This is a genomic window from Caulobacter sp. GW821-FHT11E11 (assembly GCF_058808315.1).
The window spans coordinates 143706-167860 of record NZ_JBXARO010000011.1 but is presented as its reverse complement, the minus strand read 5'-3'; the positions used below and the strand labels follow the sequence as shown (position 1 = coordinate 167860).

General features: G+C 68.1%; 26 protein-coding genes. 19 read left to right on the top strand and 7 right to left on the bottom strand.

All coding sequences use genetic code 11. From position 1 onward, the window contains the following. From AC1RR5_RS24370 to AC1RR5_RS24355, 4 genes are read left to right on the top strand one after another with little or no spacing between them, the layout of a single operon-like run. Window positions 1-1431, top strand: a complete 1431-nt coding sequence (locus AC1RR5_RS24370) for a M48 family metalloprotease (RefSeq protein ID WP_492925908.1) — start codon at window positions 1-3, stop codon at window positions 1429-1431. A gap of 25 nt (window positions 1432-1456) precedes the next feature. After that, window positions 1457-2197 (top strand): DsbA family protein, encoded by a 741-nt coding sequence (locus AC1RR5_RS24365; protein WP_492925906.1) that lies wholly within the window; start codon window positions 1457-1459, stop codon window positions 2195-2197. A 60-nt stretch (window positions 2198-2257) separates the two neighbouring features. Beyond that, on the top strand, window positions 2258-2524 hold the full coding sequence (locus AC1RR5_RS24360) for a type II toxin-antitoxin system Phd/YefM family antitoxin (protein WP_492925904.1): 267 nt from the start codon (window positions 2258-2260) through the stop codon (window positions 2522-2524). Further along, window positions 2521-2904: a type II toxin-antitoxin system VapC family toxin gene (locus tag AC1RR5_RS24355; protein ID WP_492925902.1), complete on the top strand. Its 384-nt coding sequence runs from the start codon at window positions 2521-2523 to the stop codon at window positions 2902-2904. Before AC1RR5_RS24360 ends, AC1RR5_RS24355 begins: the two co-directional genes overlap by 4 nt. On the opposite strand, the gene AC1RR5_RS24350 is transcribed toward AC1RR5_RS24355, so the two are convergent. Beyond that, entirely contained in the window at window positions 2901-3710 is an 810-nt protein-coding gene (locus AC1RR5_RS24350; RefSeq protein WP_492925900.1) for a thiazole synthase, read from the bottom strand. The two genes, AC1RR5_RS24355 and AC1RR5_RS24350, sit on opposite strands and share 4 nt — an antisense overlap. A 43-nt stretch (window positions 3711-3753) precedes the next feature. Beyond that, window positions 3754-3954 carry a sulfur carrier protein ThiS gene (gene thiS, locus AC1RR5_RS24345; protein ID WP_492925898.1) on the bottom strand — a complete coding sequence of 67 codons (201 nt, stop codon included), beginning with the start codon at window positions 3952-3954 and terminating at the stop codon, window positions 3754-3756. Window positions 3955-4033: 79 nt separating this feature from the next. Between thiS and aroQ the strand changes: the two genes are divergently transcribed. The 4 genes from aroQ to aat are packed head-to-tail and all read left to right on the top strand — an operon-like array spanning window position 4034 to window position 7073. Continuing rightward, window positions 4034-4474, top strand: coding sequence for a type II 3-dehydroquinate dehydratase (gene aroQ, locus AC1RR5_RS24340; protein WP_454716275.1), 441 nt, complete (start codon window positions 4034-4036; stop codon window positions 4472-4474). A gap of 60 nt (window positions 4475-4534) precedes the next feature. Beyond that, a complete protein-coding gene (gene accB, locus AC1RR5_RS24335) occupies window positions 4535-5053 on the top strand; it encodes an acetyl-CoA carboxylase biotin carboxyl carrier protein (RefSeq protein WP_492925896.1) in 519 nt (172 codons plus the stop codon). A 5-nt stretch (window positions 5054-5058) separates the two neighbouring features. Beyond that, window positions 5059-6405, top strand: coding sequence for an acetyl-CoA carboxylase biotin carboxylase subunit (gene accC / locus AC1RR5_RS24330; RefSeq protein ID WP_492925894.1), 1347 nt, complete (start codon window positions 5059-5061; stop codon window positions 6403-6405). 14 nt (window positions 6406-6419) lie between these two features. Then, on the top strand, window positions 6420-7073 hold the full coding sequence (gene aat, locus AC1RR5_RS24325) for a leucyl/phenylalanyl-tRNA--protein transferase (RefSeq protein ID WP_492925892.1): 654 nt from the start codon (window positions 6420-6422) through the stop codon (window positions 7071-7073). On the opposite strand, the gene AC1RR5_RS24320 is transcribed toward aat, so the two are convergent. Both AC1RR5_RS24320 and AC1RR5_RS24315 read right to left on the bottom strand, forming a co-directional pair. Further along, entirely contained in the window at window positions 7010-7645 is a 636-nt protein-coding gene (locus tag AC1RR5_RS24320) for a DUF2155 domain-containing protein (protein WP_492925890.1), read from the bottom strand. The genes aat and AC1RR5_RS24320 overlap by 64 nt on opposite strands. A 5-nt stretch (window positions 7646-7650) precedes the next feature. Further along, window positions 7651-8046 carry an NADH:ubiquinone oxidoreductase subunit NDUFA12 gene (locus tag AC1RR5_RS24315; protein WP_492925888.1) on the bottom strand — a complete coding sequence of 132 codons (396 nt, stop codon included), beginning with the start codon at window positions 8044-8046 and terminating at the stop codon, window positions 7651-7653. Between the two features lie 278 nt (window positions 8047-8324). Here AC1RR5_RS24315 and AC1RR5_RS24310 point away from each other — a divergent pair, with 278 nt between their 5' ends. From AC1RR5_RS24310 to AC1RR5_RS24300, 3 genes are all read left to right on the top strand, one after another. Further along, window positions 8325-11051 carry a TSCPD domain-containing protein gene (locus AC1RR5_RS24310; protein WP_492925886.1) on the top strand — a complete coding sequence of 909 codons (2727 nt, stop codon included), beginning with the start codon at window positions 8325-8327 and terminating at the stop codon, window positions 11049-11051. Window positions 11052-11122: 71 nt separating this feature from the next. Continuing rightward, window positions 11123-11614, top strand: a complete 492-nt coding sequence (locus tag AC1RR5_RS24305) for a pentapeptide repeat-containing protein (protein WP_492925884.1) — start codon at window positions 11123-11125, stop codon at window positions 11612-11614. Window positions 11615-11713: 99 nt separating this feature from the next. Then, complete coding sequence (locus AC1RR5_RS24300) at window positions 11714-12583, top strand: pentapeptide repeat-containing protein (protein ID WP_492925882.1); 870 nt, start codon at window positions 11714-11716, stop codon at window positions 12581-12583. A gap of 79 nt (window positions 12584-12662) precedes the next feature. Here the strand turns inward: AC1RR5_RS24300 and aspS are convergent, their stop codons facing one another. Further along, window positions 12663-14501 (bottom strand): aspartate--tRNA ligase, encoded by a 1839-nt coding sequence (gene aspS / locus AC1RR5_RS24295; protein WP_492925880.1) that lies wholly within the window; start codon window positions 14499-14501, stop codon window positions 12663-12665. Window positions 14502-14580: 79 nt separating this feature from the next. Beyond that, the gene (tpiA, locus tag AC1RR5_RS24290) at window positions 14581-15342 is read right to left on the bottom strand and encodes a triose-phosphate isomerase (protein ID WP_492925878.1); all 762 of its coding nucleotides are present in this window, start codon (window positions 15340-15342) and stop codon (window positions 14581-14583) included. 138 nt (window positions 15343-15480) lie between these two features. Between tpiA and AC1RR5_RS24285 the strand changes: the two genes are divergently transcribed. Then, window positions 15481-17442: a peptidylprolyl isomerase gene (locus tag AC1RR5_RS24285; protein WP_492925876.1), complete on the top strand. Its 1962-nt coding sequence runs from the start codon at window positions 15481-15483 to the stop codon at window positions 17440-17442. Next, entirely contained in the window at window positions 17442-18977 is a 1536-nt protein-coding gene (trpE, locus tag AC1RR5_RS24280; protein ID WP_492925874.1) for an anthranilate synthase component I, read from the top strand. The genes AC1RR5_RS24285 and trpE overlap by 1 nt, the downstream gene beginning before the upstream one ends. A 13-nt stretch (window positions 18978-18990) precedes the next feature. Here the strand turns inward: trpE and AC1RR5_RS24275 are convergent, their stop codons facing one another. Continuing rightward, window positions 18991-19200, bottom strand: a complete 210-nt coding sequence (locus AC1RR5_RS24275) for a hypothetical protein (protein WP_492925872.1) — start codon at window positions 19198-19200, stop codon at window positions 18991-18993. 115 nt (window positions 19201-19315) lie between these two features. Here AC1RR5_RS24275 and AC1RR5_RS24270 point away from each other — a divergent pair, with 115 nt between their 5' ends. From AC1RR5_RS24270 to AC1RR5_RS24245, 6 genes are all read left to right on the top strand, one after another. Beyond that, complete coding sequence (locus AC1RR5_RS24270) at window positions 19316-19912, top strand: anthranilate synthase component II (RefSeq protein WP_492925870.1); 597 nt, start codon at window positions 19316-19318, stop codon at window positions 19910-19912. Between the two features lie 10 nt (window positions 19913-19922). Next, window positions 19923-20948, top strand: a complete 1026-nt coding sequence (gene trpD, locus AC1RR5_RS24265) for an anthranilate phosphoribosyltransferase (protein ID WP_492925868.1) — start codon at window positions 19923-19925, stop codon at window positions 20946-20948. Beyond that, the gene (gene trpC, locus AC1RR5_RS24260; protein ID WP_492925866.1) at window positions 20945-21733 is read left to right on the top strand and encodes an indole-3-glycerol phosphate synthase TrpC; all 789 of its coding nucleotides are present in this window, start codon (window positions 20945-20947) and stop codon (window positions 21731-21733) included. The genes trpD and trpC overlap by 4 nt, the downstream gene beginning before the upstream one ends. A gap of 88 nt (window positions 21734-21821) precedes the next feature. Then, complete coding sequence (locus tag AC1RR5_RS24255; protein ID WP_492925864.1) at window positions 21822-22388, top strand: lysophospholipid acyltransferase family protein; 567 nt, start codon at window positions 21822-21824, stop codon at window positions 22386-22388. Window positions 22389-22455: 67 nt separating this feature from the next. Next, window positions 22456-23247, top strand: a complete 792-nt coding sequence (gene lepB / locus AC1RR5_RS24250) for a signal peptidase I (RefSeq protein WP_492925862.1) — start codon at window positions 22456-22458, stop codon at window positions 23245-23247. 50 nt (window positions 23248-23297) lie between these two features. Next, window positions 23298-24089, top strand: a complete 792-nt coding sequence (locus AC1RR5_RS24245; protein ID WP_492925860.1) for a class I SAM-dependent methyltransferase — start codon at window positions 23298-23300, stop codon at window positions 24087-24089. Window positions 24090-24155: the final 66 nt, after the last annotated feature.

Here is a 24155-nt window from a genome sequence, read left to right as displayed (position 1 = left end):
ATGACCTCGCGTAGCGGGCATCCCAGGAAGAGGCTGGCCGGAAAACAGCTGGGCGTGGCGTTGTCCGCGCTGGCCATTCTTGCGTCCGGAGTTCCTCAGGTCGCCCTGGCCCAGGACAGCGGTCCGTCCCTGATCCGCGACACCGAGATCGAAGAGATCCTGCACCACGACGCCGACCCGATCTTCACGGCGGCGGGGCTGGACGCGCGCAACGTCCGTATCCTGATCATCGGCGACAAGTCGCTGAACGCCTTCGCCACCCAGGGCCTGCAGATGGGCCTGAACACTGGTCTGATCCTGCAGACCGAGAACCCCAACCAGCTGCGCGGCGTCATCGCCCACGAAACCGGACACCTGGCCGGCGGCCACCCGAGTCGCTCCGACGAGATGATGAAGGCCGGCCTCAAGCCGATGATCCTGACCATGGGCCTGGGCATCCTGGCGGCCCTGGCCGGATCGGCCGACGGCGCCGCCGTCCTGCTGGGCAATGCGCAATACGCCGGCGCGCTGGGCGCGCTGGGCTACAGCCGCGAGCAAGAGTCGCGCGCTGACCAGGCCGGCGCCGGCTTCCTGGAGGCCACCGGCCAGTCGGGCCGCGGCCTCGTCGAGTTCTTCGACAACTTCCGCTACCAGGAAGTCTTCGACCAGGCCCGGCGCTTCGCCTATTTCCGCAGTCACCCCCTGTCGTCCGAACGGATCGAGGTGCTGCGCAGCCGCGTCGAGCGCCAGCCGCACTACACCGCCGTCGACACGCCGGAGGACCTGGCCCAGCACGAGGTGATGAAGGCCAAGCTGGAAGGGTTCCTGAACCCGCAGATCGCCTTGATGAAGTACAAGGAGACCGACACCGGTTTCCCGGCCCGCTACGCGCGCGCCATCGCCTACTACCAGATGAAGGATCCGGATCGGGCCCTGAGCCTGCTGCAGCCGCTGATCGACCAGCATCCCGAAAATCCCTATCTGTGGGAGCTGAAGGGCCAAATCCTGTTCGAATTCAATCGTGTCGTCCTGGCCGAGGAGCCGCAGCGCAAGTCGGTGGCGCTCAAGCCCGACGCGGCCCTTCTGCGCATCAATCTGGGCCAGACCCTGATCAGCCTCAACGATCCCAAAAAGCTCGAGGAAGGCGTCCAGGAGCTCAAGCGCAGCCTGCTGAACGATCCCGACAACGCCGTCACGTGGCGCCTGCTGGCCCAGGCCTACGACACCCAGAAGAAGGACGGCGAGGCCCGCCTGGCCACCGCCGAGCAGTACTATTCGCTGGGCGCCGTGCGCGAGGCCAAGGTCTTCGCCATGCGGGCTCGCGAGCTCCTGACCAAGAACACCCCCGATTGGCGTCGGGCCACCGACATCATCCTGGCCTCCCGCCCGTCCAACCAGGACCTCAAGGACCTGGCCAAGGACGGCGTCGCGCAATCCAACCGGGGGCATTAGAGCCCCTCCTCTACCCGAGACCTTCATGACCCTGCTTCGTCGCGCCGCGACTCTCGCCGTTCCGCTGGCCATCGCCGGCCTGACCCTCGCCGGCTGCAACCAGGCCAAGCCCGACAAGGCGTTCGGCGAGAAGGTCCGCGCCTACCTGCTCGAGCACCCCGAGGTGCTGGTCGAGGCCAGCCAGAAGCTGCAGGAAAAGCAGGCCGCCCAGCAGGCCGTCTCGGCCCAGAAGGCGATCGGCCAGTACCGCCAGGCCATCGAGCGCGACCCGCGCGACGTCGTGATCAATCCGAACGGCTCGATCACGGTCACCGAGTTCTTCGACTATCGCTGCGGCTACTGCCGCCACGCCGCGCCCGAGATCGTCGAACTGGTCCAGAAGAACCCGGACGTACGTCTGGTGCTGAAAGACTTCGTGATCTTCGGCAACGACAGCGAGGCCGCCGCCCGCCTGATGCTGGGCGCCAAGGACCAAGGCAAGAGCCTGGAACTCTACAAGGCCCTGATGGCCGAGAACGCCCTGGACGCCGCCGGCGCTCTGCGCATCGCGGCCGGCATGGGTATCAACATGGCCAAGGCCAAGGCCGCCGGCGAAAGCCAGGCCGTCACCCAGCACCTGGCCGACACCGAAGCCCTGGCCAAGACCCTGGCCCTCTCGGGCACGCCCGCCTTCATCGTCGGCGACACCCTGATCCCGGGCGCCGACATCAACGCCCTGAAACTGGCGATCGAGCAGACGCGGGCGGGTAAGGCTAAGGCGGGCTGACCTTGAAGCACAGCCTTCGAAGGCTCACTATCTGCTGGTGAGCCCTCGAAGGAGCTGCCAGTGCGCGTCGCCCTCGCCGAAGCCGAAGGCCAACTGAACGATTTGGTCCGCCGCGCTGAAGCGGGCGAGGAGATCATCCTCACCCGCGAGGGCCAGGCTGCCGTGCGTTTGACGCCGGTTGAGAAGCAAAAGCCACCTCTCGATCCCGCCGAGCGCCTTAGAATACTTCAGGACATAAGCGAACGCGGGCGCGCTAAGGCGACGCCAGGCGTGTCCGCCGCACGCAGTCAGGACTTTCTCTACGATGACGATGGCCTGCCCGGGTGATCGTCATCGACACCTCCGCGTTGATGGCGATCGTATTGGGAGAGCCAAAGGCATCAAACTGTTACCAGGCCTTGGCGGCCGATCTTGACCTTCTGATCTCGGCCGGCACAGCCAGCGAATCAATGATCGTCGCGCATCGAAGAAACGTCGCCGTTGAAATGCGTGAGCTTTTCACCCGATTGGGCTTTCGGATAATACCCGTGACGCCAGACGACGTTGGTAAGGTCGAGAACGCCTATCGCCGCTGGGGCAAAGGCTTCCACCCAGCCGCTCTGAACTTCGGCGACTGTTTCGCCTACGCTCTCGCCCACGAACACGGCTGTCCGCTATTGTTCGTAGGCAATGACTTCGCCAGAACCGATATAACTGCGGCGCTCTAGATCAGCCCCGCCAGCGGCGAGCTCGGATCCGCGTACAGCCGCTTCTGCATCCGGCCCGCCAGATACGCCTCACGCCCGGCGATGACCGCGTGCTTCATGGCCTTGGCCATGCGGATCGGGTCCTTGGCTTCGGCGATGGCGGTGTTCATCAGGATGGCGTCGCAGCCCAGTTCCATGCCGATCGCCGCGTCCGAGGCCGTGCCGACGCCAGCGTCGACCAGCACCGGGACCTTGGCATTCTCGACGATGATCCGCAGGTTGACGCGGTTTTGGATGCCCAGCCCTGAGCCGATCGGCGCGCCCAGCGGCATGATCGCCACGGCGCCGGCCTCTTCCAGCTTGCGCGCATAGACCGGGTCGTCCGAGCAATAGACCATGACCTGGAAGCCTTCGGCGACCAGCAGCTTCAGCGAGCGCAGGGTCTCTTCCATGTCCGGGAACAGGGTCTTGGGGTCGCTGAGGACCTCCAGCTTGACCAGGTCCCAGCCGCCGGCCTCGCGGGCCAGGCGCAGGGTGCGGACCGCGTCCTCGCCGGTGAAGCAGCCCGCCGTGTTGGGCAGATAGGTGAATTCGGTCGGCTTGATGTAGTCGACCAGCAGCGGCTGGGTCGGATCGGTCAGGTTCACGCGGCGCACGGCCACGGTGACGATCTCGGCCCCGGCCGCGCGGGCGGCGGCGGCGTTGGTCGCATAGTCCTTGTACTTGCCGGTGCCGACAATCAGGCGCGAGCGGAAAGTACGGCCGGCGACGGTCCAGGTTTCGTCGCTGTCAGTCGAGACGGAGTCGGGGGAAACGTGCGCGTTCATGCGGCTGGTTTACGCCCCGTCAGCCGGGCTTTCAAACCCAGGATCAGCCGCCGCCGATAAAAGTGACGATCTCGATGCGGTCACCGTCGGCCAGCGCGGTGTCGCCATAGGTCGAGCGCGGGGCGATCTCGAGGTTGCGTTCGACCGCCACCTTGCGGGCGTCCAAGCCCAGGGCGGCCACCAGATCGGCGATCGTGACAACGTCGGCCACGTCCCGCTCTTCCCCGTTCAGCAAAAGCCTCATCTCACCTCCGAAGCGAGCCGTGCTTGTGACCCGGCGGAACCGGCTATACAAGACCTCCCGGAATCGACGGCGGAGCCGCATGGTAAAACCGATCCACGTGCTGAGTGGGCCCAACCTCAACCTGTTGGGGACCCGCGAGCCCGAGATTTATGGCAAGGACACGCTCGACGATGTCCGTGCGCGCTGTGAGGCGCGGGCGGCTTCGCGCGGCGTCGAGGTGGTTTTCCGCCAGTCCAACCATGAGGGTGTGCTGATCGATTGGGTGCAGGAGGCGCGTGAGTCGGCCTCGGCCCTGATCCTCAATCCGGCCGGCTACGGCCACACCTCGATCGCGCTTCTGGATGCGCTCAAGACCTTGAGCATCCCGGTGATCGAGTGCCACCTGTCCAACCCGGCGGCGCGGGAGGAATTCCGCCGCCACACCTATGTGTCGCTGGCCGCCACGGGGATCGTCTCCGGGTTCGGTGCGGCGAGTTATGAACTGGCGATCGAGGCCGCTTTCGGCCTGATCCGCGTTTAGCAACGATAACGCCCGGCGTTTTCCGCCGCCGGGGCGCTCAGAAGAACAAGGTAAGCTTCCATGTCGAACCCCAAGGCCCCCGCCGATCCGGTCGAAGCTCCGGCCATCGACGCCCGTCTGGTCCGCAAGCTGGCGGACATCCTGAAGGACACGGGCCTGTCCGAGATCGAAGTCGAGCACGCCGGCCTGAAGATCCGCGTGGCGCGTGAGCTGACCGCGGCTCCGGTCAACTACGTGCAGGCTGCTCCGACCTACGCTCCGGCCCCGGTCGCCGCCCCGGCTCCCGTAGCGGCCGCTGCGCCCGCCGCCGCCGCCGAAGCCGCTCCGGCCCCGGCCGCCGTCCGTGGCGACGCCGTGAAGTCGCCGATGGTCGGCACCGTCTACATGTCGCCCCAGCCGGGCGCGGACGCCTTCATCAAGGTGGGCGACACGGTCTCGGCCGGCCAGACCCTGCTGATCGTCGAAGCCATGAAGACCATGAACCCGATCTCTGCCCCCAAGGCCGGCAAGGTCGTCGAGATCCTCGTCGAGGACGCCCAGCCCGTCGAGTTCGGCGAGCCGCTCGTCGTCATCGAGTAACGCTCATGTTCGACAAGATCCTCATTGCGAACCGGGGCGAGATCGCGCTCCGGGTTCACCGCGCCTGCAAGGAAATGGGCATCGCCACCGTGGCGGTCCACTCCGAGGCTGACCGCAACTCCATGTGGGTGCGCCTGGCGGACGAGAGCGTCTGCATCGGCCCAGCGCCCGCCGCCAAGAGCTACCTGAACATCCCGTCGATCATCGCGGCGGCCGAGATCACCGGCGCCCAGGGCATCCACCCGGGCTATGGATTCCTGTCGGAGAACGCCCGCTTCGCCGAGATCGTCAACGCGCACGGCTTCACCTTCATCGGCCCCAAGCCCGAACACATCCGGATGATGGGCGACAAGATCACCGCCAAGCAGGCCGTGAAGGACGCCGGCATCCCGGTCGTCCCCGGCTCGGACGGCGGCGTCTCGACCGAGGAAGAGGCCTATGCGGCCGCCGACGCGATCGGCTTCCCGGTGCTGATCAAGGCCGCCTCCGGCGGCGGTGGTCGTGGCATGAAGGTCGCCCAGACGCGTGAAGACCTGGCCGAAGCCGTTTCGACGGCCCGCGCCGAGGCCCGCGCCGCGTTCGGCGACGACACGGTCTACATGGAGCGCTACCTCCAGAAGCCGCGTCACATCGAGCTGCAGGTCATCGCCGACAGCCATGGCAACGTGGTGCATCTGGGCGAACGCGACTGCTCGCTGCAGCGCCGCCACCAGAAGGTGCTGGAAGAAGCCCCCTCGCCGGCCCTGTCCGCCGAAGGCCGCGCCAAGATCGGCAAGGTCGTCGTCGACGCCGTCAAGGCTATCGGCTACCTGGGCGTGGGGACCATCGAGTTCCTGTGGGAGAACGACGAGTTCTTCTTCATCGAGATGAACACCCGCCTGCAGGTCGAACACCCGGTCACCGAAGCCATCACCGGCATCGACTTGGTCCGGGAACAGATCCGCATCGCCGCTGGCCTGCCGCTGTCGTTCACCCAGGAAGACGTCGTCTTCGAGGGCCACGCCATCGAGTGCCGGATCAACGCCGAGAACGCGCGGACCTTCACGCCGTCGCCCGGCACGATCACCGACTTCCACGCCCCTGGCGGCCTGGGCGTTCGCCTGGATTCGGCGATCTACACCGGCTATGCGATCCCGCCCTACTACGACAGCCTGATCGGCAAGCTGATCGTGCATGGCCGCGACCGCGCCGAGTGCATCGCTCGCCTGAAGCGCTGCCTGGGCGAGATGGTCGTCGGCGGCGTCGAGACCACGATCCCGCTGTTCCAGGACCTCCTGGTGCAGCCCGACATCCTGGCCGGCGACTACGACATCCACTGGCTGGAACGCTGGATCAAAGCCCAGGAAGCCTAAGTCCAGGCGTAGATATGGAAGACGCCTTCACGGTCGACGACCTGATCGCCTGCTACGCGCGCGGCGTCTTCCCCATGGCGGACGCCCGCGAGGACGAAAGCCTGTTCCTGATCGATCCCGAGCGGCGGGGCGTCCTACCGCTCGGGGACTTTCACATCCCCAAGCGCCTGGCCCGCACGGTCCGCAACGGTCCCTACGAGGTCAAGATCGACACCGCCTTCGAGGCGGTCATCGAGGGCTGCGCGGCCTCCAAGCCGGGTCGGGTCGAGACCTGGATCAACCACCCCATCCAACGCCTCTATGGCCAGCTCTACGCGCGCGGCCTGGCCCACAGCGTCGAGGCCTGGGAGGGCGATCGCCTGGTCGGCGGCCTGTACGGCGTGGCGCTGGGCGGGGCGTTCTTCGGCGAGAGCATGTTCTCGATCGCCCGCGACGCCAGCAAGGTCGCCCTCGTGCACCTCGTGGCGAGACTGCTGGCCGGCGGCTATCAGCTGCTGGACACCCAGTTCCTGACCGACCACCTGACGCAGTTCGGCACGGTCGAGATCAGCCGCGCGGACTATCGTCGGCGGCTGGCCAAGGCCCTGCTGGTCCCGGGCGACTTCTACGGCTTGGCGGGCGGAGCGTCCGGCAGCGACTGCTTGCAGGCGATCAGCCAGGCGTCATAGACCGGGTGCTCCAGCGGGTGCAGGCCCGGCGTGCTGGCGTACATCCAACCCTTGTAGATCTGGCGTCCCGGCGGGGCGGCGCGGCCGGCCTGGGCCTTGGGCTGGGTGTCGATGACGACATAGGCCGAGGTTTCTGGTGCGATCTCGTCCGAGGCAGCCGTCTCGCAGGCGCGGACGGTGAAGATCAGGGTCTTGTAGCGGATCGGCTGGCCCACCGGGACCTCGAACCGCATGGTCTCGGTCGTGACCTTGTCCAGCGCCTGGAGGATCGCCACCGAATAGCGTCCACGCTTGGTCGGCTCGGGCGGCTTGACCGAGGCCGCGACCTTGGGCGTCGCCGGCTTGGGCGAGGCCGGAGGATTGGGATTGGCGATGGCCGGCGTGACCTGGGTCGGCTGGGCCGGACGCGCGTCGCCCGGCGCGACGGGCGCCGTCGGCGCGGGCTGGGCCTGAGGGGCCAGGGGCGCGGCCGGGGGCTGGAAGGTCGAGTTCTGGCGCGCCAAGGCGGCACCCGTCACGGTCAAGCCGGACAGGGCCACAACGGCGGCGACCAGGGACGCCCGACGGGCCATGCGGCTTATTCCGGCTTCCAGGCTTCGTAGTCGCTGGTGGCGACCGCGCGCTCGCCGCCACGGGTCAGCGAACCCTTGGGACGCCAGGCGTGGACGGTGCCGGTCAGGTTGGGCAGGTGATCCTTTTCCCAAGCGCGGCGCGGCAGCGGAACCACAGTCGGCGGCTCGTCGAAGGTGTAGTGCAGCCAGCCGCTCCAGTCCGGCGGGACCTTCGAGGCTTCGGCATAGCCGTTGTAGATCACCCAGCGGCGCTTGCGCTGATCGTAGCTGTCGCTGTTGTCGCGGGCTTCGAAGTAGCGGTTGCCCTGCTCGTCCTGACCGATGAACACGCCACGGCGGCCGATATGGAAGCGTTGACCCAGGGTCGCGCCGTTCCACCACGTGAAGATCGCTTTCAGCACTACGTTCGCACCTGAAATTGCAAGGCTTTGATCCACCGCGAGACGCGCGGTGAAGCGGCCGGAACATAGCGCCCCAGGCTCGCAGCGTCCAGCGCCGCTCGGGCCGGACCGACTTCAACATCTTGTGGATTAGAGCCCCTCGACCCACGACATCTATTGAGGCTGGGCGATCGAGGTTCTAGCTTGGGGTGCGACCTTACGCGCATCCCGACGGCACGGAATCAGTCGTTAGGAATTTGGTAAGATATCACGACCGCCGCCCGGACCGGAACTCGCCCATGCGCACGCCCGCCAAAGCCGCCGGACTTGTTCCCGCCATGGAGTGGCGCGACCTCGAGCGCGCCGACGAGATCGTGGTGGTGTCGGCTCCGTCGACCTGGAGCGACGCCCGTGTCGAGGCTTGGCTGGACTGGGCTGGCCAGGTCGAGCCCAAGGCGCCGCTGGGCGGCGGGCCAGCCCGCTACGCTGAGCGTATCGCCCAAGCGGGCCTGTCGCGCGGCCTGTTCGGCGACAAGGCCGACGCCAACGCCTTCCGTGAAGCCCTGCTGGCCACCATGCTGTCGGGCGTCGCCACGCCCGCCATCGGCCAGGCCGGCCTGGAACTGCTGCCCGACATCGGCGAGTTCGAATTCCAGAGCGCGGTGAAGGCCACCCTGGCCCAGCGCCGGGGCCGCCTGCTGGCCGCCCAGGCCGCCGCGCGCCTGGACGCCGCCTTGGCCCAGGTCGCCGACGCCGTCCGCCGCTGCTCGGGCGACGCCCGCGCCTGCAGCGACGTTCGCAAGAACCCGGCCCTGGCCCGCGCAGCGCGCAAGGCCCGCGAGCTGGGCGCCGACGACCGCACCATCCTCGACGCCATCGCCACCGCCGAGACGCCGCGTCCGACCTTGACCGCGCAGGCGCAAGAGCGCGAGCTTTCGATGGTCGCCTCGGCCTCGCGCCAGGCCGTCGCCGCCGGCGACGAAGCCTCGGCCCTGGCCGCCCACGTCGGCTGGGAGACCAGCGCCCTGACCCTGGCCCTGTCGCCGACCGACGCCGAGCTGGTCTCGCGCGGCGCGGGCGTCAGCGCCGCCATCGACGCCAGCGCCTTCCTCGACGACGACGGCTTCGACGTTGAGCGTTTCACCTATGTCTGCCACCTGTGGGGCACGGCCCTGGAGCTGGAACGCGGCGACCGCCCTGCCCGCCTGGGCCTGGCCGGCGTCGGCGACTGCCTGCTGACTCAAGGGTGGGCGCAGACCAGCATCGAGGGCCGCGACGGCGCCGCCGCGCTGTGGGCCCTGGCTGTCGGCGCGGCCCTGTCGGCCAGCGCCGAGGCCGCCGCCGTCCTCGGTCAGGACGAAGCCTTCGCCCAGGACAAGCAGAGCGTCCTCAAGGGCATCGCCGAACGCCGCGTACGCGCCGCCGCCCTGCGCTCGGCCCTGGCCACCGAGGCCGCCGCCGCCCTGGCCACCGCCCACGCCCTGGCTCGCAAGCACGGCCTGCGCTCGGCTGCTCTGGTCGGTCCGTTCGAGGACGTCGAGGCGTCCCTTCGTCTGGGTGGCGCCCCCATCGGCCCAGCCGGCGCGGCGTCGCCCGTGTCGGTCACCCAGACCGCCGACGGCTGGCTGCTGCCCGCCTTCAGCCCCGCCGCCTTCGAGGCCCTGTCGTCCGAAGGCGTCGACCTGGACGCCGCCCGCCGTCACGCCCTGGGCCACGGCTCGCTGCTGGATAGCCCGGCCATCGACCACGTGATGCTGCAGGCCCGCGGCTTCACCGCCCACGAGATCGAGAAGGCCGAGAACGCCCTGCGCGAGCATCACGGCATCCGCGCGGCCTTCGCCCCGGCCATCGTCGGCGCGGGCTTCCTGCGCGACGTGCTGGGCGCCTCGGCAGAAGATGTGGCCCGCCGCGACTTCGACACCCTGGCCTTCGCCGACTTCTCGCCCACCGAGATCGCCACCGCCGAGCGCCACGCCCTGGGCGCCGGCACGCTGGGCGACTGCGACGCCCTGAACCCTGAGCTGCGCGAGGCCTTCCGCTCGATCGAGGCCCCGGCCTTCGCCGAGCGCCTGGCCATGCTGGCCGCCGTCGAGGGCTTCGCCTGCCTGCCCTCGCCCGTCACGGTGCCGGTGGCCTTCGACAGCCGCCCGGCCGACGCCGTCCGCGCCCAAGCCGCCGCCGCCCGTTCGGGCATCCGCGCCCTGCGCCTGCAACGCGCCGCCGCCCCGGCCGACTTCAAGCTGGATCTGCCCGACGAGCCGGCGACCGAAGCGCCCCGCGCCGCCGCGCCCGTGCGCGAGCCGGTCGTCACCGAGCGCGTGGTCGAGAAGATCGTCGAGCGCGACCGCGCCCGTCGCCGCCTGCCCGATCGCCGCAAGGGCTACATCCAGAAGGCGGCAGTCGGCGGCCACAAGGTCTATCTCCACACCGGCGAGTACGAGGACGGCGAGCTGGGCGAGCTGTTCATCGACATGCACAAGGAAGGCGCGGCGTTCCGCAGCCTGATGAACAACTTCGCCATCGCCGTGTCGCTCGGCCTGCAGCACGGGGTGCCGCTCGAAGAGTTCGTCGACGCCTTCGTCTACACCAAGTTCGAGCCGGCGGGCCCCGTGTCGGGCAACGACTCGATCAAGTCGGCGACCTCGATCCTGGACTACATCTTCCGCGAACTGGGCGTGTCGTACCTGGGCCGCGACGACCTGGCCAATGGCGACAGCGGCGAGTTCAACGCCGACGGCCTGGGCTGGGGCAAGCCGCTGACCGACGACGAGATCGACGATGTCGGCCTGGACCCCGTGCTGGCCAGCAAGTTCATCTCCAAGGGCTTCTCGCGCGGCGCGACGCCCGACAACCTGGTCTTCGCCTCGTTCGGCCGCAAACGGCTCGAGGGCGCCGACCGCCCCGGCGCCGAGGGCGAGATGTGTCCGGCCTGCGGCGACCTCTCGCTGAACCGACGCGGCGGCCTGACCGTCTGCGACACCTGTGGCGCGCAGTCCGATCGTCCGGGTCCCGTCGCCTCTTCGTAACAGCGTTGGCTTGGCGTTAAGCTTGCTGCAGCAAGGTGCGAAAGCCCTTTTCGCGTAGGATCTGCGCCAGAATGAAACCGTTTGCCCTGATCGCGGCCCTCGCCGCTCTGACCGTCGCGTCGAGCGTCCACGCCCAGAACGCCGGCCAGATCTCGGCCGTGCGCAACGGCGCCAGCTGCCCGCGCTGCAACCTGTTCCAGGCCGACCTGTCGAACCTGGAGCTGAAGAACAAGAACCTGGCCGGCGCGCGCCTTCGCCAGGCCGACTTCTCGACGGCGATCATGAACCGCACCAGCTTCGCCGGCGGCGACCTGCGCGACGTCAATGCCTATGGCGCGGTGCTGACCGGCGCCAGCTTCGCCCGCACCGACCTGACCAACGCCAGCTTCGTCGGCGCCTATCTGCAGGGCGCGAACTTCTCCGGGGCCAGACTGTCTGGCGTCAATTTCTCGGGCGCGGAAATGAACCGCGCCGTGGGCCTCAGCCAAGGCCAGTTGAACGGCGCCTGCGGCGACGACTCCACGTTGTTGCCACGCGGTTTCTCCATCCCGCGCTGCCGTTAAATCCCCGTCATTACCGCGATTTAAGTGGCCTCGTACCCTCCGACGGTTCAAACCGTAACTCACACAGTCGCGTATCGTTGGACTGGCACGGAGAAGTCGATGTCCCGCTTGGGCGTTTCTATCGCCGCCTTGACGCTGAGCCTGATGGCCCTCACGGGTCCGGCTCACGCTTCGATCGAAGACAAGGATGTCGCCAAGCTGACGTCCTTCGGCGGGATGTGCGCCAACTGTGACCTGGCCGGTCGCAAGCTGATGAACGCCAAGTTCGCCGGCGCCAACTTCGCCAAGTCCGTCCTGATCGGCGCCGACCTGCGCGGCGCGATGTTCTATGGCTCGAACTTCGCCGCCGCCGACCTGACCCGCGCCGACCTGCGCGGCGCCGAGATGCGCGGCGCCAACTTCGTGGCCGCCAACTTCACCGACGCCAAGATGTCGGGCGTCGAGAGCAGCGGCGTGAACCTGCAATCGGCCACCCTGGTCCGCGTAGACCTCTCCTCGTCCGAACTGCACGGCGCGCAGCTGGTCGGCGCCAACATGCAGCGCGCCCGGCTATCGAACGCCGAGCTGAACGGCTCGAACATGCAGGGCGTCAACGCCCGCGACGCCGACTTCTCGAACTCGGACCTGACCCACGCCAACATGACCGGCGGCCGGTTCGACGGCGCCAACTTCCGCAATGCCGACCTGACGGCCGCCAGCCTGCAGGGCGCGATCATGAGCGGCGCCGACTTCCGCAATGCCGATCTCAGCGCCGCGGTGCTGACCGGCGCGGACCTCTCGGGCGCCAAGGGCCTGGACCAGGACCAGCTGGACGAAGCCTGCGGCGATGGCGGCGTGCGCCTGCCGTCCGGCCTCACGATCCGCCCCTGCAACGGCCTGCGGGGTGCGCGCTTCATGCTGCTGCGCGAGATGCCCAAGCCGCCGGCCCCGCCAAAGCCGCCGAAACCGGCCAAGCCTCCGAAGTACTGACTTCGGACAGCGACCAAGAAAAAGCCCTCCGATCGCAAGACCGGAGGGCTTCTTTGTTTCTGGCTCTGCCGCCCGCGCCTTAGACCTTGATCGGCGGCGCGGTGCGGATGTGCAGCTCCTTGAGCTGCTTGTCGAGCACGTTGGCCGGCGCGTTCATCAGCAGGTCCTGGCCCTGCTGGTTCAGCGGGAAGGCGATGACCTCGCGGATGGCGACCTGGTCGGCCAGCAGCATGACAATGCGGTCGATGCCGGGGGCCAGACCACCGTGCGGCGGGGCGCCATAGCGGAAGGCGTTCAGCATGCCGCCGAACTGCTCCTCGACCACTTCCGGGCCGTAGCCGGCGGTGGCGAAGGCCTTGAGCATGATCTCGGGCTTGTGGTTCCGGATCGCGCCCGAGCACAGCTCGTAGCCGTTGCAGACGATGTCGTACTGGTAGGCGCGGATGGTCAGCGGATCCTGGGTCTCCAGGGCTTCCAGACCGCCTTGCGGCATCGAGAACGGGTTGTGCGAGAAGTCGACCTTCTTCTCTTCCTCGTTCCACTCGAACATCGGGAAGTCGACGATCCAGCAGAATTTGAACTGGTTTTCTTCGACCAGCTTCAGCTCGGTGCCGACGCGCGTACGGGCCAGGCCCGCGAACTTGGCGAACACGGCCGGGTCGCCGGCCACGAAGAAGGCGGCGTCGCCTTGGCCCAGGCCCAGCGATTCCATCAGGGCTTGGGTCGGCTCACCCAGGTTCTTGGCGATCGGGCCGCCCCAGCCGCCCTGGTCTTCCGACCAGAAGACGTAGCCCAGGCCCGGCTGGCCTTCGCCTTGGGCCCAGCTGTTCATGCGGTCACAGAAGGCGCGCGAACCACCGGTCGGGGCCGGGATCGCCCAGATCTGGTTCTTGGCGTCCGCGCCCAGAATCTTGGCGAACAGGCCAAAACCGCCGTCACGGAAGTGCTCCGAGACGTTCTGCATCTTGATCGGGTTGCGCAGGTCCGGCTTGTCGCTGCCGTACCAGGCCATCGACTGCAGGTAGGTCAGGCGCTCGAAGCCCTTGTGCTCGAAGCTCTCGCCAACGTCGTTGGTGAAGCTGTGCGTGCCGTCGATCGGCGAGACCGGCTTGCCGCTCGAGAACTCCTCGAACACGCCGTGCATGACGGGCTCGATGGCCGCGAACACGTCTTCTTGCGTCACGAAGCTCATCTCGACGTCGAGCTGGTAGAATTCCAGCGAACGGTCGGCGCGCAGGTCTTCGTCGCGGAAGCACGGGGCGATCTGGAAGTAGCGGTCGAAACCCGAGACCATCAGCAGCTGCTTGAACTGCTGGGGCGCTTGCGGCAGGGCGTAGAACTTCTCGGGGTGCAGGCGCGACGGCACCAGGAAGTCGCGCGCGCCTTCCGGCGAGCTGGCCGTCAGGATCGGCGTCTGGAACTCGTTGAAGCCCTGAGCGAACATGCGGTTGCGGATCGACTGGATCACGCGCGAGCGCAGGACGATGTTCTTGTGCAGCGTCTCGCGACGCAAGTCGAGATAGCGGTGCTTGAGGCGGATCTCTTCCGGATAGTCCGGCTCGCCGAAGACCGGCAGCGGCAGCTCGGCGGCTTCCGACAGCACCTCGACGGCCGAGACGCGGATCTCGATCTCGCCGGTCGGCAGGTTGGCGTTCACGACGCTGGCGTCGCGGGCCACGACCTCACCATCGATCTTGATGACGCTTTCGGCGCGCAGGCGCTCGACGATCGCGAAGCCCGGGGTCTCCGGGTGCAGGACCAGCTGCGTCAGGCCGTGGTGGTCGCGCAGGTCGATGAAGACCAGACCGCCGTGGTCGCGCTTGCGGTGGATCCAGCCCGACAGGCGCACCGAGGAACCGGTGTCGGAGGCGCGCAGAGCGCCGCAGTTGTGGGTGCGATAGGCGTGCATGGAGGTCATGAAAGTCTTGAATACGCGGTGATTTGCAAGGCGCGGTAAGGCGCACGTGGACGCCCCGATGTCAAGGATTCTAGGCCTGCTAGGCGGCTTCGACGATGGCCAGGAAGTCCTTGGCCTTCAGCGAAGCGCCGCCGACCAGGGCCCCGCCGACGTCCGGCGCGGCCAGGATCTCGCGGGCGTTGTCGGGCTTCACCGAGCCGCCATAGAGGATCGGCGTGACCGCGCCCTGCTCGCCAAACAGCGCGGTCAGCTCGGCGCGGATGGCCGCGTGCATCTCGACGATGTTCTCGACCGAGGCCACGTGGCCGGTGCCGATGGCCCACAGCGGCTCGTAGGCCACGTTGAAGGCCTGGCCCTTCAGGGCGTCCGGCAAAGAGTTGTGCAGCTGGCCGATGACGAAGCTGACCGCCTCACCCGCTTCGCGCTGCGCCAGGCTCTCGCCGACGCAGACGATCGGCTCCAGGCCCGCGGCGATGGCGGCCTGCGCCTTGGCCGCGACCTGCTGGCAGGTCTCGCCATGATCGGTGCGACGCTCGGAGTGGCCGACGATGACCAGGGTTCCGCCGGCGTCGGCGATCATTTCGGCCGAGATGTCGCCGGTGTGGGCGCCGCTGGCCTTGCCGTGGCAGTCCTGGCCGCCGGTGAGGACGAACGAGCCCTCCACGGTCTGCGCCAGGCGGTGCAGCAGGGTGGCGGGCGGGAAGATGGCGACGCGAGCGGCCGCCGGCTGGCGGTCCAGGCCGGCCGCGACGGCGCGGGCCTCGTCGAGGGCGGCCGAAAGACCGTTCATCTTCCAGTTTCCGGCGATCAGCGGCCGGGGAGTCGTGCTCGAAAGGGTCATGGACGCCTTCTTGGCGTCACGCTCGCTTGGGAAGTCAAGCCCAGGCCGCTTGCCCGGCCACCCACGGCTCTACTATACCCGCTGCTCTCGACCGCTTTGCTCGTTCGCTTGGCGGTCCCCTGGAAGGTTTTCGATCGCATGCTCGCCGGTTTCCGCTCCTTCGCCAAATCGCCGTTCGCGGTGCTGCTGTTTGGCCTGCTGATCGTCAGCTTCGCCATCTTCGGCATCAGCGACGTGTTCAAGGGTCCGCAAGGCTCGGGCGTGATCAGCGCCGGTCCGCGTACGCTGTCGGCGCAGGAATTCAAGGTGCGCTTCGACAACTATCGCAAGGCGATGGAACAGCGCGGCGGTGAGGCCATCACCCCGGACCTGGCCGTCGAGCGCGGCATCGACCGCCAGATCGTCCAGGAACTGACCCTGCAGGAATCGATCGCCGCCGCGATCCAGAAGATGGGCGTCGCGCCGTCTGACAAGCTGGTCGGCGACATCGTCCACCAGCAGATGAGCCAGCTGCCGCCCGGCCAGCGTCCGTTCAGCCCGATCACCGGCAAGTTCGACCAGCAGGCCTATGCAGCGCTGCTGGCCCAAAACAACCTGACGCCGCAGACCTACGAGGCCTCGCTGCGCGACGAGATCGCCAACGCCCACTTCTTCTCGGCCGTGGCCGACGGCATGAAGGCCCCGCGCATCTACGCCGCCCTGCAAGGCGCCTACCTGCTGGAAGGCCGCGACGTCGCGGCCTTCGCCGTGAACCCGGCGTCGGTCGAGCGCCCGGCCCCGCCGACCGACGCCCAACTGACCGCCTTCATGAAGGAAAACGCCGACCGCCTGACGCGTCCGGAAACCCGCGTGCTGTCGATCATGCGCGTCAGCGCCAAAGCCCTGGAGCCGACCGTCACGATCGATCCGGCCGCCGTGCAGAAGGCCTTCGACTTCCGCAAGGACAGCCTGGCCAAGCCGGAGACCCGCTCGATCATCCAGATCGCCGCCCCGGACGCCAAGGCCGCCGCCGTGATCTCCGACCGCCTGAAGAAGGGCGAGGATCCGGTCGCCGTGGCCAAGGCCTATGGCAAAACCCCGCTCGTCTTGAACGACAAGCCCAAGAGCGCCGTGCCGGACCGCAAGGTCGCCGACGCCGCCTTCACCCTGGCCGCCGGCCAGGTCAGCGGCGCGATCGCCGGTGAACTGGGCGCTTCGGTGATCAAGGTCACCAAGGTCACCCCGGGCGTCGTGGCCACCCTGGACAGCGTCCGTCCGCAGATCGAGGCCGAAGTCCGCGCCCAGACAGCGCAAGGCAAGGCCTATGACCAGACCCAGGCTTATCAGGACGCCCATGACGCCGGCGCCGACCTGATCGCCGCCGCCAGCAAGGCCGGCGCGATGACAGCCACGACCACCCCGATCACCGCCCAGGGCGCGGACCAGATGGGCCAGCCCATCCCCGGCCTGACCCCGGACATGGTCAAGACCGCCTTCGGCCTGCCGCAAGGCGGCGAGAGCGAGCTCGTGGAACTGGGCAAGGGCGAATACTACGCTGTGAAGGTCGAGAAGATCGTCCCGGCCGCCATGCCGCCGCTGGCCGAGATCAAGCCGCAACTGACCGGCGTCTGGCTGAACCAGGAGATGGGCAAGCGCCTGAAGGCCAAGGCCGACACGCTGGCCGCCCGCGTCAAGAAGGGCGAGAGCCTGGACGCCGTCGCCGCCTCGGCCCAGTCGAAGGTTCAGAAGGTCGCCGGCCTGACCCGCCAGAACGCGCAAGCGCACATGGCCCTGGGCCAGGAATTCCTGGGCGCGGCCTTCACCGCCAAGTCGGGTGAGACCTTCGTGGCCCGCGCCGGCCAGCAGGGCGAAGCCTTCGTGGTCGCCAAGCTGGAGACCATCAAGGCCGCCCCGACCGGCCAAGTGGCCCAGATCGCCGCCTTCACCCAGCAGCAGACGGCCAGCGGCCTGATGCGTGACCTGGGCGAGGCCTCGCGCACCGCCGCCCGAGCCCAGCTGAAGACCAAGAGCAACCTGACCCTGGCGCGCCAGGCCATCGGCGTCGACACCGACGCCCTGGCCAAGGCCGATGCCGCCAAGTCCGGAAAGAAAGCCGAGTAATGAGTCTGGAACCCGCGTTCGACGCCTTTTCGGAAGCCTATGATTCCGGACGGCAGCAGGTCGTCTGGACCCGTCTGATCGACGATCTCGAGACCCCGGTCTCGGCCTATCTGAAGATCGCCCAGACGCGTCCCTACAGCTTCCTGTTCGAGAGCGTCGAAGGCGGGACCTGGCGCGGTCGGTACTCGATCGTGACGATGAACCCGGACCTGGTGTGGCGCTGCCGCGGCGACCAGGCCGAGATCGCCGAGGGCGACGACATCGCCGCCGGCCGCTACACGCCCCAGCCGGGCGGCGCGCTGGACAGCCTGCGTGATCTGGTCGCCCAGGCGCGCATGGAACTGCCCAAGGGCTTGCCGCCCATGGCCGCGGGCGTGTTCGGCGCCCTGGGCTATGACCTGGTGCGTCTGGTCGAGCGTCTGCCCGACATCAACGAAGACACCCTGGGCCTGCCGGACGGGATCATGACCCGCCCGCAGATCGTCGCGATCTTCGACGCCATCGCCCAGGAGATCATCCTGACGACGGCCGTGCGGCCCAAGGCCGGGATCTCGGCCAAGGACGCCTACGCCGCCGCGCGCGCGCGCATCGAGACGGTCATGGCCGATCTGCATCGCCCGCTCGGCCACGACGCGCCGCGCCCGGCCCGCGATCCGATGGAGTTCACGACGCCGGTCAGCCGCGCCGACTACGCCGACGTGGTCGCCAAAGCCAAGGACTACATCGCCGCCGGCGACATCTTCCAGGTCGTGGCCAGCCACCGCTTCCGCGCGCCCTTCGACCTGCCGCCGTTCGCGCTGTATCGCTCGCTGCGCCGGACCAACCCGTCGCCGTTCCTGTTCTTCCTGAACCTGGACGGCTTCAACTTGGTCGGCTCCAGCCCCGAGATCCTGGTCCGCCTGCGCGACAACAAGATCACCATCCGGCCGATCGCCGGCACCCGTCCGCGCGGCGCCACGCCCGAGGAAGACGCGGCGCTGGAAGCCGAGCTGCTGGCCGATCCCAAGGAACGCGCCGAGCATCTGATGCTGCTGGACCTGGGCCGCAACGACGTGGGCCGCGTGGCCATGCTCAACCACCAGGGCCGCAACGCCCCCGCTGAGCGTCCTAAGGGCCCGAACGTCCGCGTGACCGAGAGCTTCAAGATCGAGCGCTACAGCCACGTCATGCATATCGTCTCGAACGTCGAGGGCACCGCGCCCGACGGCGTCGATCCGGTTGACGTGCTGATGGCCGCCCTGCCCGCCGGCACGCTCTCGGGCGCGCCCAAAGTGCGGGCCATGGAAATCATCGACGAGCTGGAAGTCGAGAAGCGCGGCATCGGCTATGCCGGCGCGGTCGGCTATTTCGGCGCCGACGGCTCGGTCGACACCTGCATCGTGCTGCGCACGGCGCTGGTCAAGGACGGCATGATGTACGTGCAGGCCGGCGGCGGCATCGTCGCAGACAGCGATCCGGACGCCGAATATGACGAGACCCTGCACAAGTCCCGCGCCCTCAAGCGCGCGGCCGAGGAAGCCTGGCGATTCAGCTGAGCCTTAGGGCTGTTTAGGGACCGCCCAGCCGATCGTCCGGCAGGTGCTGAGTGACCGCAGGCGGCGCCAGCACCATGACCGTGGCGAAGCTCAGCGCACAGACCGCGGCGAAGGCCGCGGCGGCCAGCACCGGCGCCATCTTCTGAGCGCGCGTCTTCTTCCGCAGCAGAGCGCGGACATAGGCGACGGCGATCGGGTCCAGGGCGGAATCACGCGGGTCCATCCCCATATGATGCGACAGACCGCGTTCGCTGTAACCGTAACTGAAGGCCGCGCGCGAAAATGCCGCTACACAAAGGCTTCGCGCAGGCTAGAACCGCACTTCGAAAGGCGGCGTCATGATCCTCGTCATCGATAACTACGACAGCTTCACCTACAACCTCGTCCATTATCTGAACGAGCTGGGGGCCGAGACGGTCGTCTACCGCAACGACGCTCTGACGGTGCAGGAGGCCCTTGGCCTGCAGCCCGCCGCCGTCCTGCTGTCGCCGGGCCCCAAGGCGCCTGACCAAGCCGGCATCTGCCTGCCCCTGCTGACCAGCGCGCCGGCCGACCTGCCGATCCTGGGCGTGTGCCTGGGCCACCAGGCCATCGGTCAGGCCTATGGCGGCGAGGTGATCCGCGCCAAGGCCGTCATGCACGGCAAGGTCAGCAAGGTCCGTCACGAGGACAAGGGCATCTTCAAGGGCCTGCCCAACCCGTTCACCGCCACGCGCTATCACAGCCTGGCCGTCCGCAGCGAAGACCTGCCCGCCGAGCTGGAGGTCACCGCCTGGACCGATGACGGCGAGATCATGGGCGTGCAGCACAAGACGCGCCCCGTGTACGGCGTCCAGTTCCATCCGGAATCGATCGCCACCGAGGGCGGCCATCAGATGCTGGCCAACTTCATCGACCTGGCCGGCGTCAAGCGCGACGCGGCGGTCTGGGTCTAGGGCGCACAGCATGTCCGACGCTTTCAAGCCGCTGCTGGCCAAGCTGGCCGACGGCCAGACCCTGGACGACGCCGACGCCGAGATCTTCTTCGCCGCCTGCCTGCGCGGCGAGCCGACGCCGGCCCAGGTGGCCGCCGCCGTCACCGCCATGCGCCTGCGCGGCGAGACGGTAGGTGAGATCGCCGCCTGCGCCCGCGCCATGCGCCGCGCCGCCGTGCAGTTGGAACACCCGTACGACGTCATCGACGTCTGCGGCACCGGCGGCGATGGCCTGCACACGCTGAACATCTCCACCGCCGTGGGTTTCGTGGCCGCCGGCGGGGGGCTGAAGGTCGCCAAGCACGGCAACCGCGCCATCACGTCGAAGTCCGGCACCGCCGACGTCCTGACCGCCCTGGGCGTCAATATCGACGCCACGCGCGAGCAGCAGCGCCAGGCCCTGGACGAGGCCGGCATCTGTTTCCTGTTCGCCCAGTCCCATCACGGGGCGATGAAGCACGTCTCGCCGATCCGCCAGCAGCTGGGTTTCCGCACCATCTTCAACCTGCTAGGCCCGCTGACCAATCCGGCCGGCGCCAAGCGGCAGGTCGTGGGCGTCTCGGCCCCGCGCTTCGTCGAGCCGATCGCCAAGGCCCTGGGCGCGCTGGGCGCCGAGCGTGCCTGGTCGGTGCACGGCTCGGGCATGGACGAGCTGACCACCACGGGCGAGACCGAGGTCGCCGAATGGCGCGACGGCCGCATCCACCTGTTCAAGATCACGCCCGAGGCCGTGGGCCTGCCACGCGCCTCGCTGTCGGACATCACCGGCGGTGATCCCGACTTCAACGCCGCCGCCCTCACCCGTCTGTTCGACGGCGAAAAGGGCGCCTATCGCGACATCGTGCTACTGAACGCCGCCGCCGCCTTCCTGGTCGCCGACAGGGTCGAGACCCTGGTCGAGGGTATCGAACTGGCCGCCGACGTCATCGACGAAGGCCGCGCCAAGGCCGCCCTGGCCGGGCTGGTGGCCGCTACGAATACGGAAGTGACCGCGTGACCGACATCCTCGCCAAGATCGCCGCCTACAAGCTTGAGGAGGTCGTCGACCGCAAGCGTCGCCGCACCCTGGGCGCGCTCGAGAACGCCGCCCGCAACGCCTCGTCGCCGCGCGGCTTCAAGCAGGCCCTGATCGCCGGCCACGCGCCTGGCAAGCTGTCGCTGATCGCCGAGATCAAGAAGGCTTCGCCGTCCAAGGGCCTGATCCGCGCCGACTTCGACCCGCCGGCCCTGGCTCGGAACTACGAAGCCGGCGGCGCATCGTGCCTGTCGGTGCTGACCGACGGCCCCAGCTTCCAGGGCGCCGACGCTTATCTGATCGACGCCCGCGCGGCCGTCAGCCTGCCCTGCATCCGCAAGGACTTCCTCGTGGATCCCTGGCAGGTGGCAGAGAGCCGGGCCCTGGGCGCCGACGCCATCCTGGTCATCTTGGCGATGATCGACGACGTCCTGGCCGCCGAGCTGATGAGCGAGGCCAAGCGCCTGGGCATGGACGCCCTCGTGGAAGTCCATGACGAGGCCGAGATGGAACGCGCCGGCGCCCTAGGCTCGGATCTGGTCGGCATCAACAATCGCGACCTGAAGAGCTTCGTGGTCGACCTGGCCGTCACCGAGCGTCTCCAGGCCCTGGCCCCCAAGGATGCCCTGCTGGTCACCGAAAGCGGCATCTTCACCCACGACGACGTCGTGCGGATGGAGGCCACCGGCGCCAAGGCCATGCTGGTCGGCGAGAGCCTGATGCGCCAGGCCGACGTCACGGCGGCGACCAAGGCCTTGCTCGGCTGACAGATCGGGTACGCGCCGTCTGGCGTTTTCCCCCTCGCCCGCCCACAGTCCTCTCAACAAGAACACTGCCCCGCGCGAGGAAACGCGAATGCATTGGCTCGCCCGCGTGGTGAATTGGTCCCTCGTCGCCTTTTTCAAGCGCGAGGGCTGGACGATCGAGGGCTCGGCCCCGACGACGACCCGCAAGTTCGTGATCATCGCCGCGCCGCACACCAGCAATTGGGACTTCGTCTACTTCCTGGGCGCGGCCGATGCGCTGAACCTGAAGCTCAGCTTCATGGGCAAGGCCTCGCTGTTCCGCTGGCCGTTCGAGAAGTTAATGAAGGACCTGGGCGGCGTGCCGATCGACCGCTCCCAGTCGCGCGACACGGTCCAGGCGATGGCCGACGAGTTCGCCCGCCGCGACGAGTTCATGCTGACGATCGCGCCCGAGGGCACGCGCGGCAAGGCGGGCGGCTGGAAGACCGGCTTCTACAACATCGCCCTGAAGGCCGGCGTGCCGATGGTGCCCGGCTTCATGGACTACAAGCGCAAGGTCGTGGGCCTGGGCCCCGCCATGATGCCCAGCGGCGACTACGAGAAGGACCTGGCGGCGCTGGCGGCGTTCTATGCGCCGGTCACGCCCAAGCATCCGGAACGCAAGACCGTCCTCTAGAGCCCGCCGCCACGATTTGGCCAAGCTCGCCGCCCTAACCTTGGCTTGAGCAAGCAAGGGGATGGCGATGCGCAAGTGGACTGAAGGCCTGATCGAGACCGCAAAGACCTTCGCCATCGTGGTCGTGGTGTTCCTGATCCCGCGCACGGTCTTTTGCCAGCCGTTCACGATCCCGTCGGAATCGATGCAGCCCACCCTGATGGTCGGCGACTACATCCTGGTCTCGAAATATCCGTACGGGATCAGCCGCCACTCGATCCCGCTCAGTCCGCCCGTGGGTCACGGCCGCCTGCTGGGCCAGGCGCCCGAACGCGGCGACATCGTGGTGTTCAAGAAGCCCAGCGACGGCCGCACCGACGTCATCAAGCGCGTCATCGGCCTGCCCGGCGACCGGATCCAGATGGAGGGCGGCGTGGTGCGCATCAACGGCGCGGCCGTGACCCAGACCCTGACCGGCATCGACGCCGAGGGCTCGCCCAATGCCTATCCGATCCCGGTCCGCCACCTGCGCGAAACCCTGCCGAACGGCCGGACCTACGCCACCAACAGCTTCGGGGTCGAGACCCAGGCGGCCAATACCGGCGTCTATACCGTGCCCGCCGGCTGCTATTTCGTGATGGGCGACAATCGCGACAACTCGCTGGACAGCCGCTTCAACCCCGGCTCGACGCCCAAGGGCTATGCTTCCTGCGCCTGGGACGTGGCCCGCGACGCCGACCTGCCGCCGGAACTGGGCATGGGCTTCATCCCGGCCGAGAACCTGGTCGGCCGCGCCGAGCGGATCCTGTTCTCGTGGACCGGCCACGGCCTGCGCCTGGACCGCACGTTCAAGGCCCTGCCCGCCCCCAAGGTTGGCTGACCTCACAACCCCCGCTAGGGTCCGCGCCACTTCGAATTGAGGGGAATCGGATGCGGGCCTTCCTGTCCAAGCTGCGTCGCGCCTTGTCGGCCGCCCCTCCCGCCCCGGCGGTGGACGCCGTGGCCGCCCCGCAGGAGCTCTGGCATCTGGTCGGGGCCGCCGACGCCGACTACGTCCGCGTGGGCCAGCAGTTTCGGCAGCTGTTCATCGATGCTGGCCTGCAGCCGCACCACGCTATCCTGGACGTCGGCTGCGGCATCGGCCGCGCCGCCGCGCCCTTGGTGGACTATCTGGACGAGACAGGTCGCTACGCCGGCTTCGACGTGATGGCCCAGGCGATCGACTGGTGCAAAGCCAACATCGCCGTCGGCGACGAGCGTTTTGCCTTCCTCCACGCCGACATGCACAGCGACCGGTACAATCCGGAAGGCTCGCAACCCGCCAGCCGCTTCGTGTTCCCCTATCCCGACGCCAGCTTCGACTTCGTCTGGCTGGGCTCGGTGTTCACCCACCTGCTGGCCGCCGACCAGGCGCAATTTGCGCGAGAAATCGTCCGCGTTTTGAAGCCCGGCGGAACCAGCGTCATCTCCTGGTACCTGATCGACGACGAGGCCCGCGCCAACACCGGCAATGGCCAGATCGCCTTCGATTTCGTCCACGCCCTGGACGGCTGCTGGACGGCCAATCCCGAGATGCCCGAGGACACGATCGCCTACGACCTGGCCTCGATCCTGGCTCAGTACGATGCCCTGGGCCTCGACACACTCAACGTGGCGCTCGGTGTCTGGCGGCGCGAGCCGATGCAGGACCAGGACATCATCGTGGCCCGCAAACGCACCTGAAAGCTTTCGTTAAGCTTTTGATTCTGGTCGACATTTACCCTATCGGCCAAGCTAGCTATTGATTTT

Coding starts and splice junctions, on each gene's coding strand:
- AC1RR5_RS24370 (WP_492925908.1), top strand. CDS start 1: ATGACCTCGCGTAGCGGGCATCCCAGGAAGAGGCTGGCCGGAAAACAG.
- AC1RR5_RS24365 (WP_492925906.1), top strand. CDS start 1,457: ATGACCCTGCTTCGTCGCGCCGCGACTCTCGCCGTTCCGCTGGCCATC.
- AC1RR5_RS24350 (WP_492925900.1), bottom strand. CDS start 3,710: ATGAACGCGCACGTTTCCCCCGACTCCGTCTCGACTGACAGCGACGAA.
- thiS (WP_492925898.1), bottom strand. CDS start 3,954: ATGAGGCTTTTGCTGAACGGGGAAGAGCGGGACGTGGCCGACGTTGTC.
- aroQ (WP_454716275.1), top strand. CDS start 4,034: ATGGTAAAACCGATCCACGTGCTGAGTGGGCCCAACCTCAACCTGTTG.
- accB (WP_492925896.1), top strand. CDS start 4,535: ATGTCGAACCCCAAGGCCCCCGCCGATCCGGTCGAAGCTCCGGCCATC.
- accC (WP_492925894.1), top strand. CDS start 5,059: ATGTTCGACAAGATCCTCATTGCGAACCGGGGCGAGATCGCGCTCCGG.
- aat (WP_492925892.1), top strand. CDS start 6,420: ATGGAAGACGCCTTCACGGTCGACGACCTGATCGCCTGCTACGCGCGC.
- AC1RR5_RS24320 (WP_492925890.1), bottom strand. CDS start 7,645: ATGGCCCGTCGGGCGTCCCTGGTCGCCGCCGTTGTGGCCCTGTCCGGC.
- AC1RR5_RS24310 (WP_492925886.1), top strand. CDS start 8,325: ATGCGCACGCCCGCCAAAGCCGCCGGACTTGTTCCCGCCATGGAGTGG.
- AC1RR5_RS24305 (WP_492925884.1), top strand. CDS start 11,123: ATGAAACCGTTTGCCCTGATCGCGGCCCTCGCCGCTCTGACCGTCGCG.
- AC1RR5_RS24300 (WP_492925882.1), top strand. CDS start 11,714: ATGTCCCGCTTGGGCGTTTCTATCGCCGCCTTGACGCTGAGCCTGATG.
- aspS (WP_492925880.1), bottom strand. CDS start 14,501: ATGACCTCCATGCACGCCTATCGCACCCACAACTGCGGCGCTCTGCGC.
- tpiA (WP_492925878.1), bottom strand. CDS start 15,342: ATGACCCTTTCGAGCACGACTCCCCGGCCGCTGATCGCCGGAAACTGG.
- AC1RR5_RS24285 (WP_492925876.1), top strand. CDS start 15,481: ATGCTCGCCGGTTTCCGCTCCTTCGCCAAATCGCCGTTCGCGGTGCTG.
- trpE (WP_492925874.1), top strand. CDS start 17,442: ATGAGTCTGGAACCCGCGTTCGACGCCTTTTCGGAAGCCTATGATTCC.
- AC1RR5_RS24275 (WP_492925872.1), bottom strand. CDS start 19,200: ATGGACCCGCGTGATTCCGCCCTGGACCCGATCGCCGTCGCCTATGTC.
- AC1RR5_RS24270 (WP_492925870.1), top strand. CDS start 19,316: ATGATCCTCGTCATCGATAACTACGACAGCTTCACCTACAACCTCGTC.
- trpD (WP_492925868.1), top strand. CDS start 19,923: ATGTCCGACGCTTTCAAGCCGCTGCTGGCCAAGCTGGCCGACGGCCAG.
- AC1RR5_RS24255 (WP_492925864.1), top strand. CDS start 21,822: ATGCATTGGCTCGCCCGCGTGGTGAATTGGTCCCTCGTCGCCTTTTTC.
- lepB (WP_492925862.1), top strand. CDS start 22,456: ATGCGCAAGTGGACTGAAGGCCTGATCGAGACCGCAAAGACCTTCGCC.
- AC1RR5_RS24245 (WP_492925860.1), top strand. CDS start 23,298: ATGCGGGCCTTCCTGTCCAAGCTGCGTCGCGCCTTGTCGGCCGCCCCT.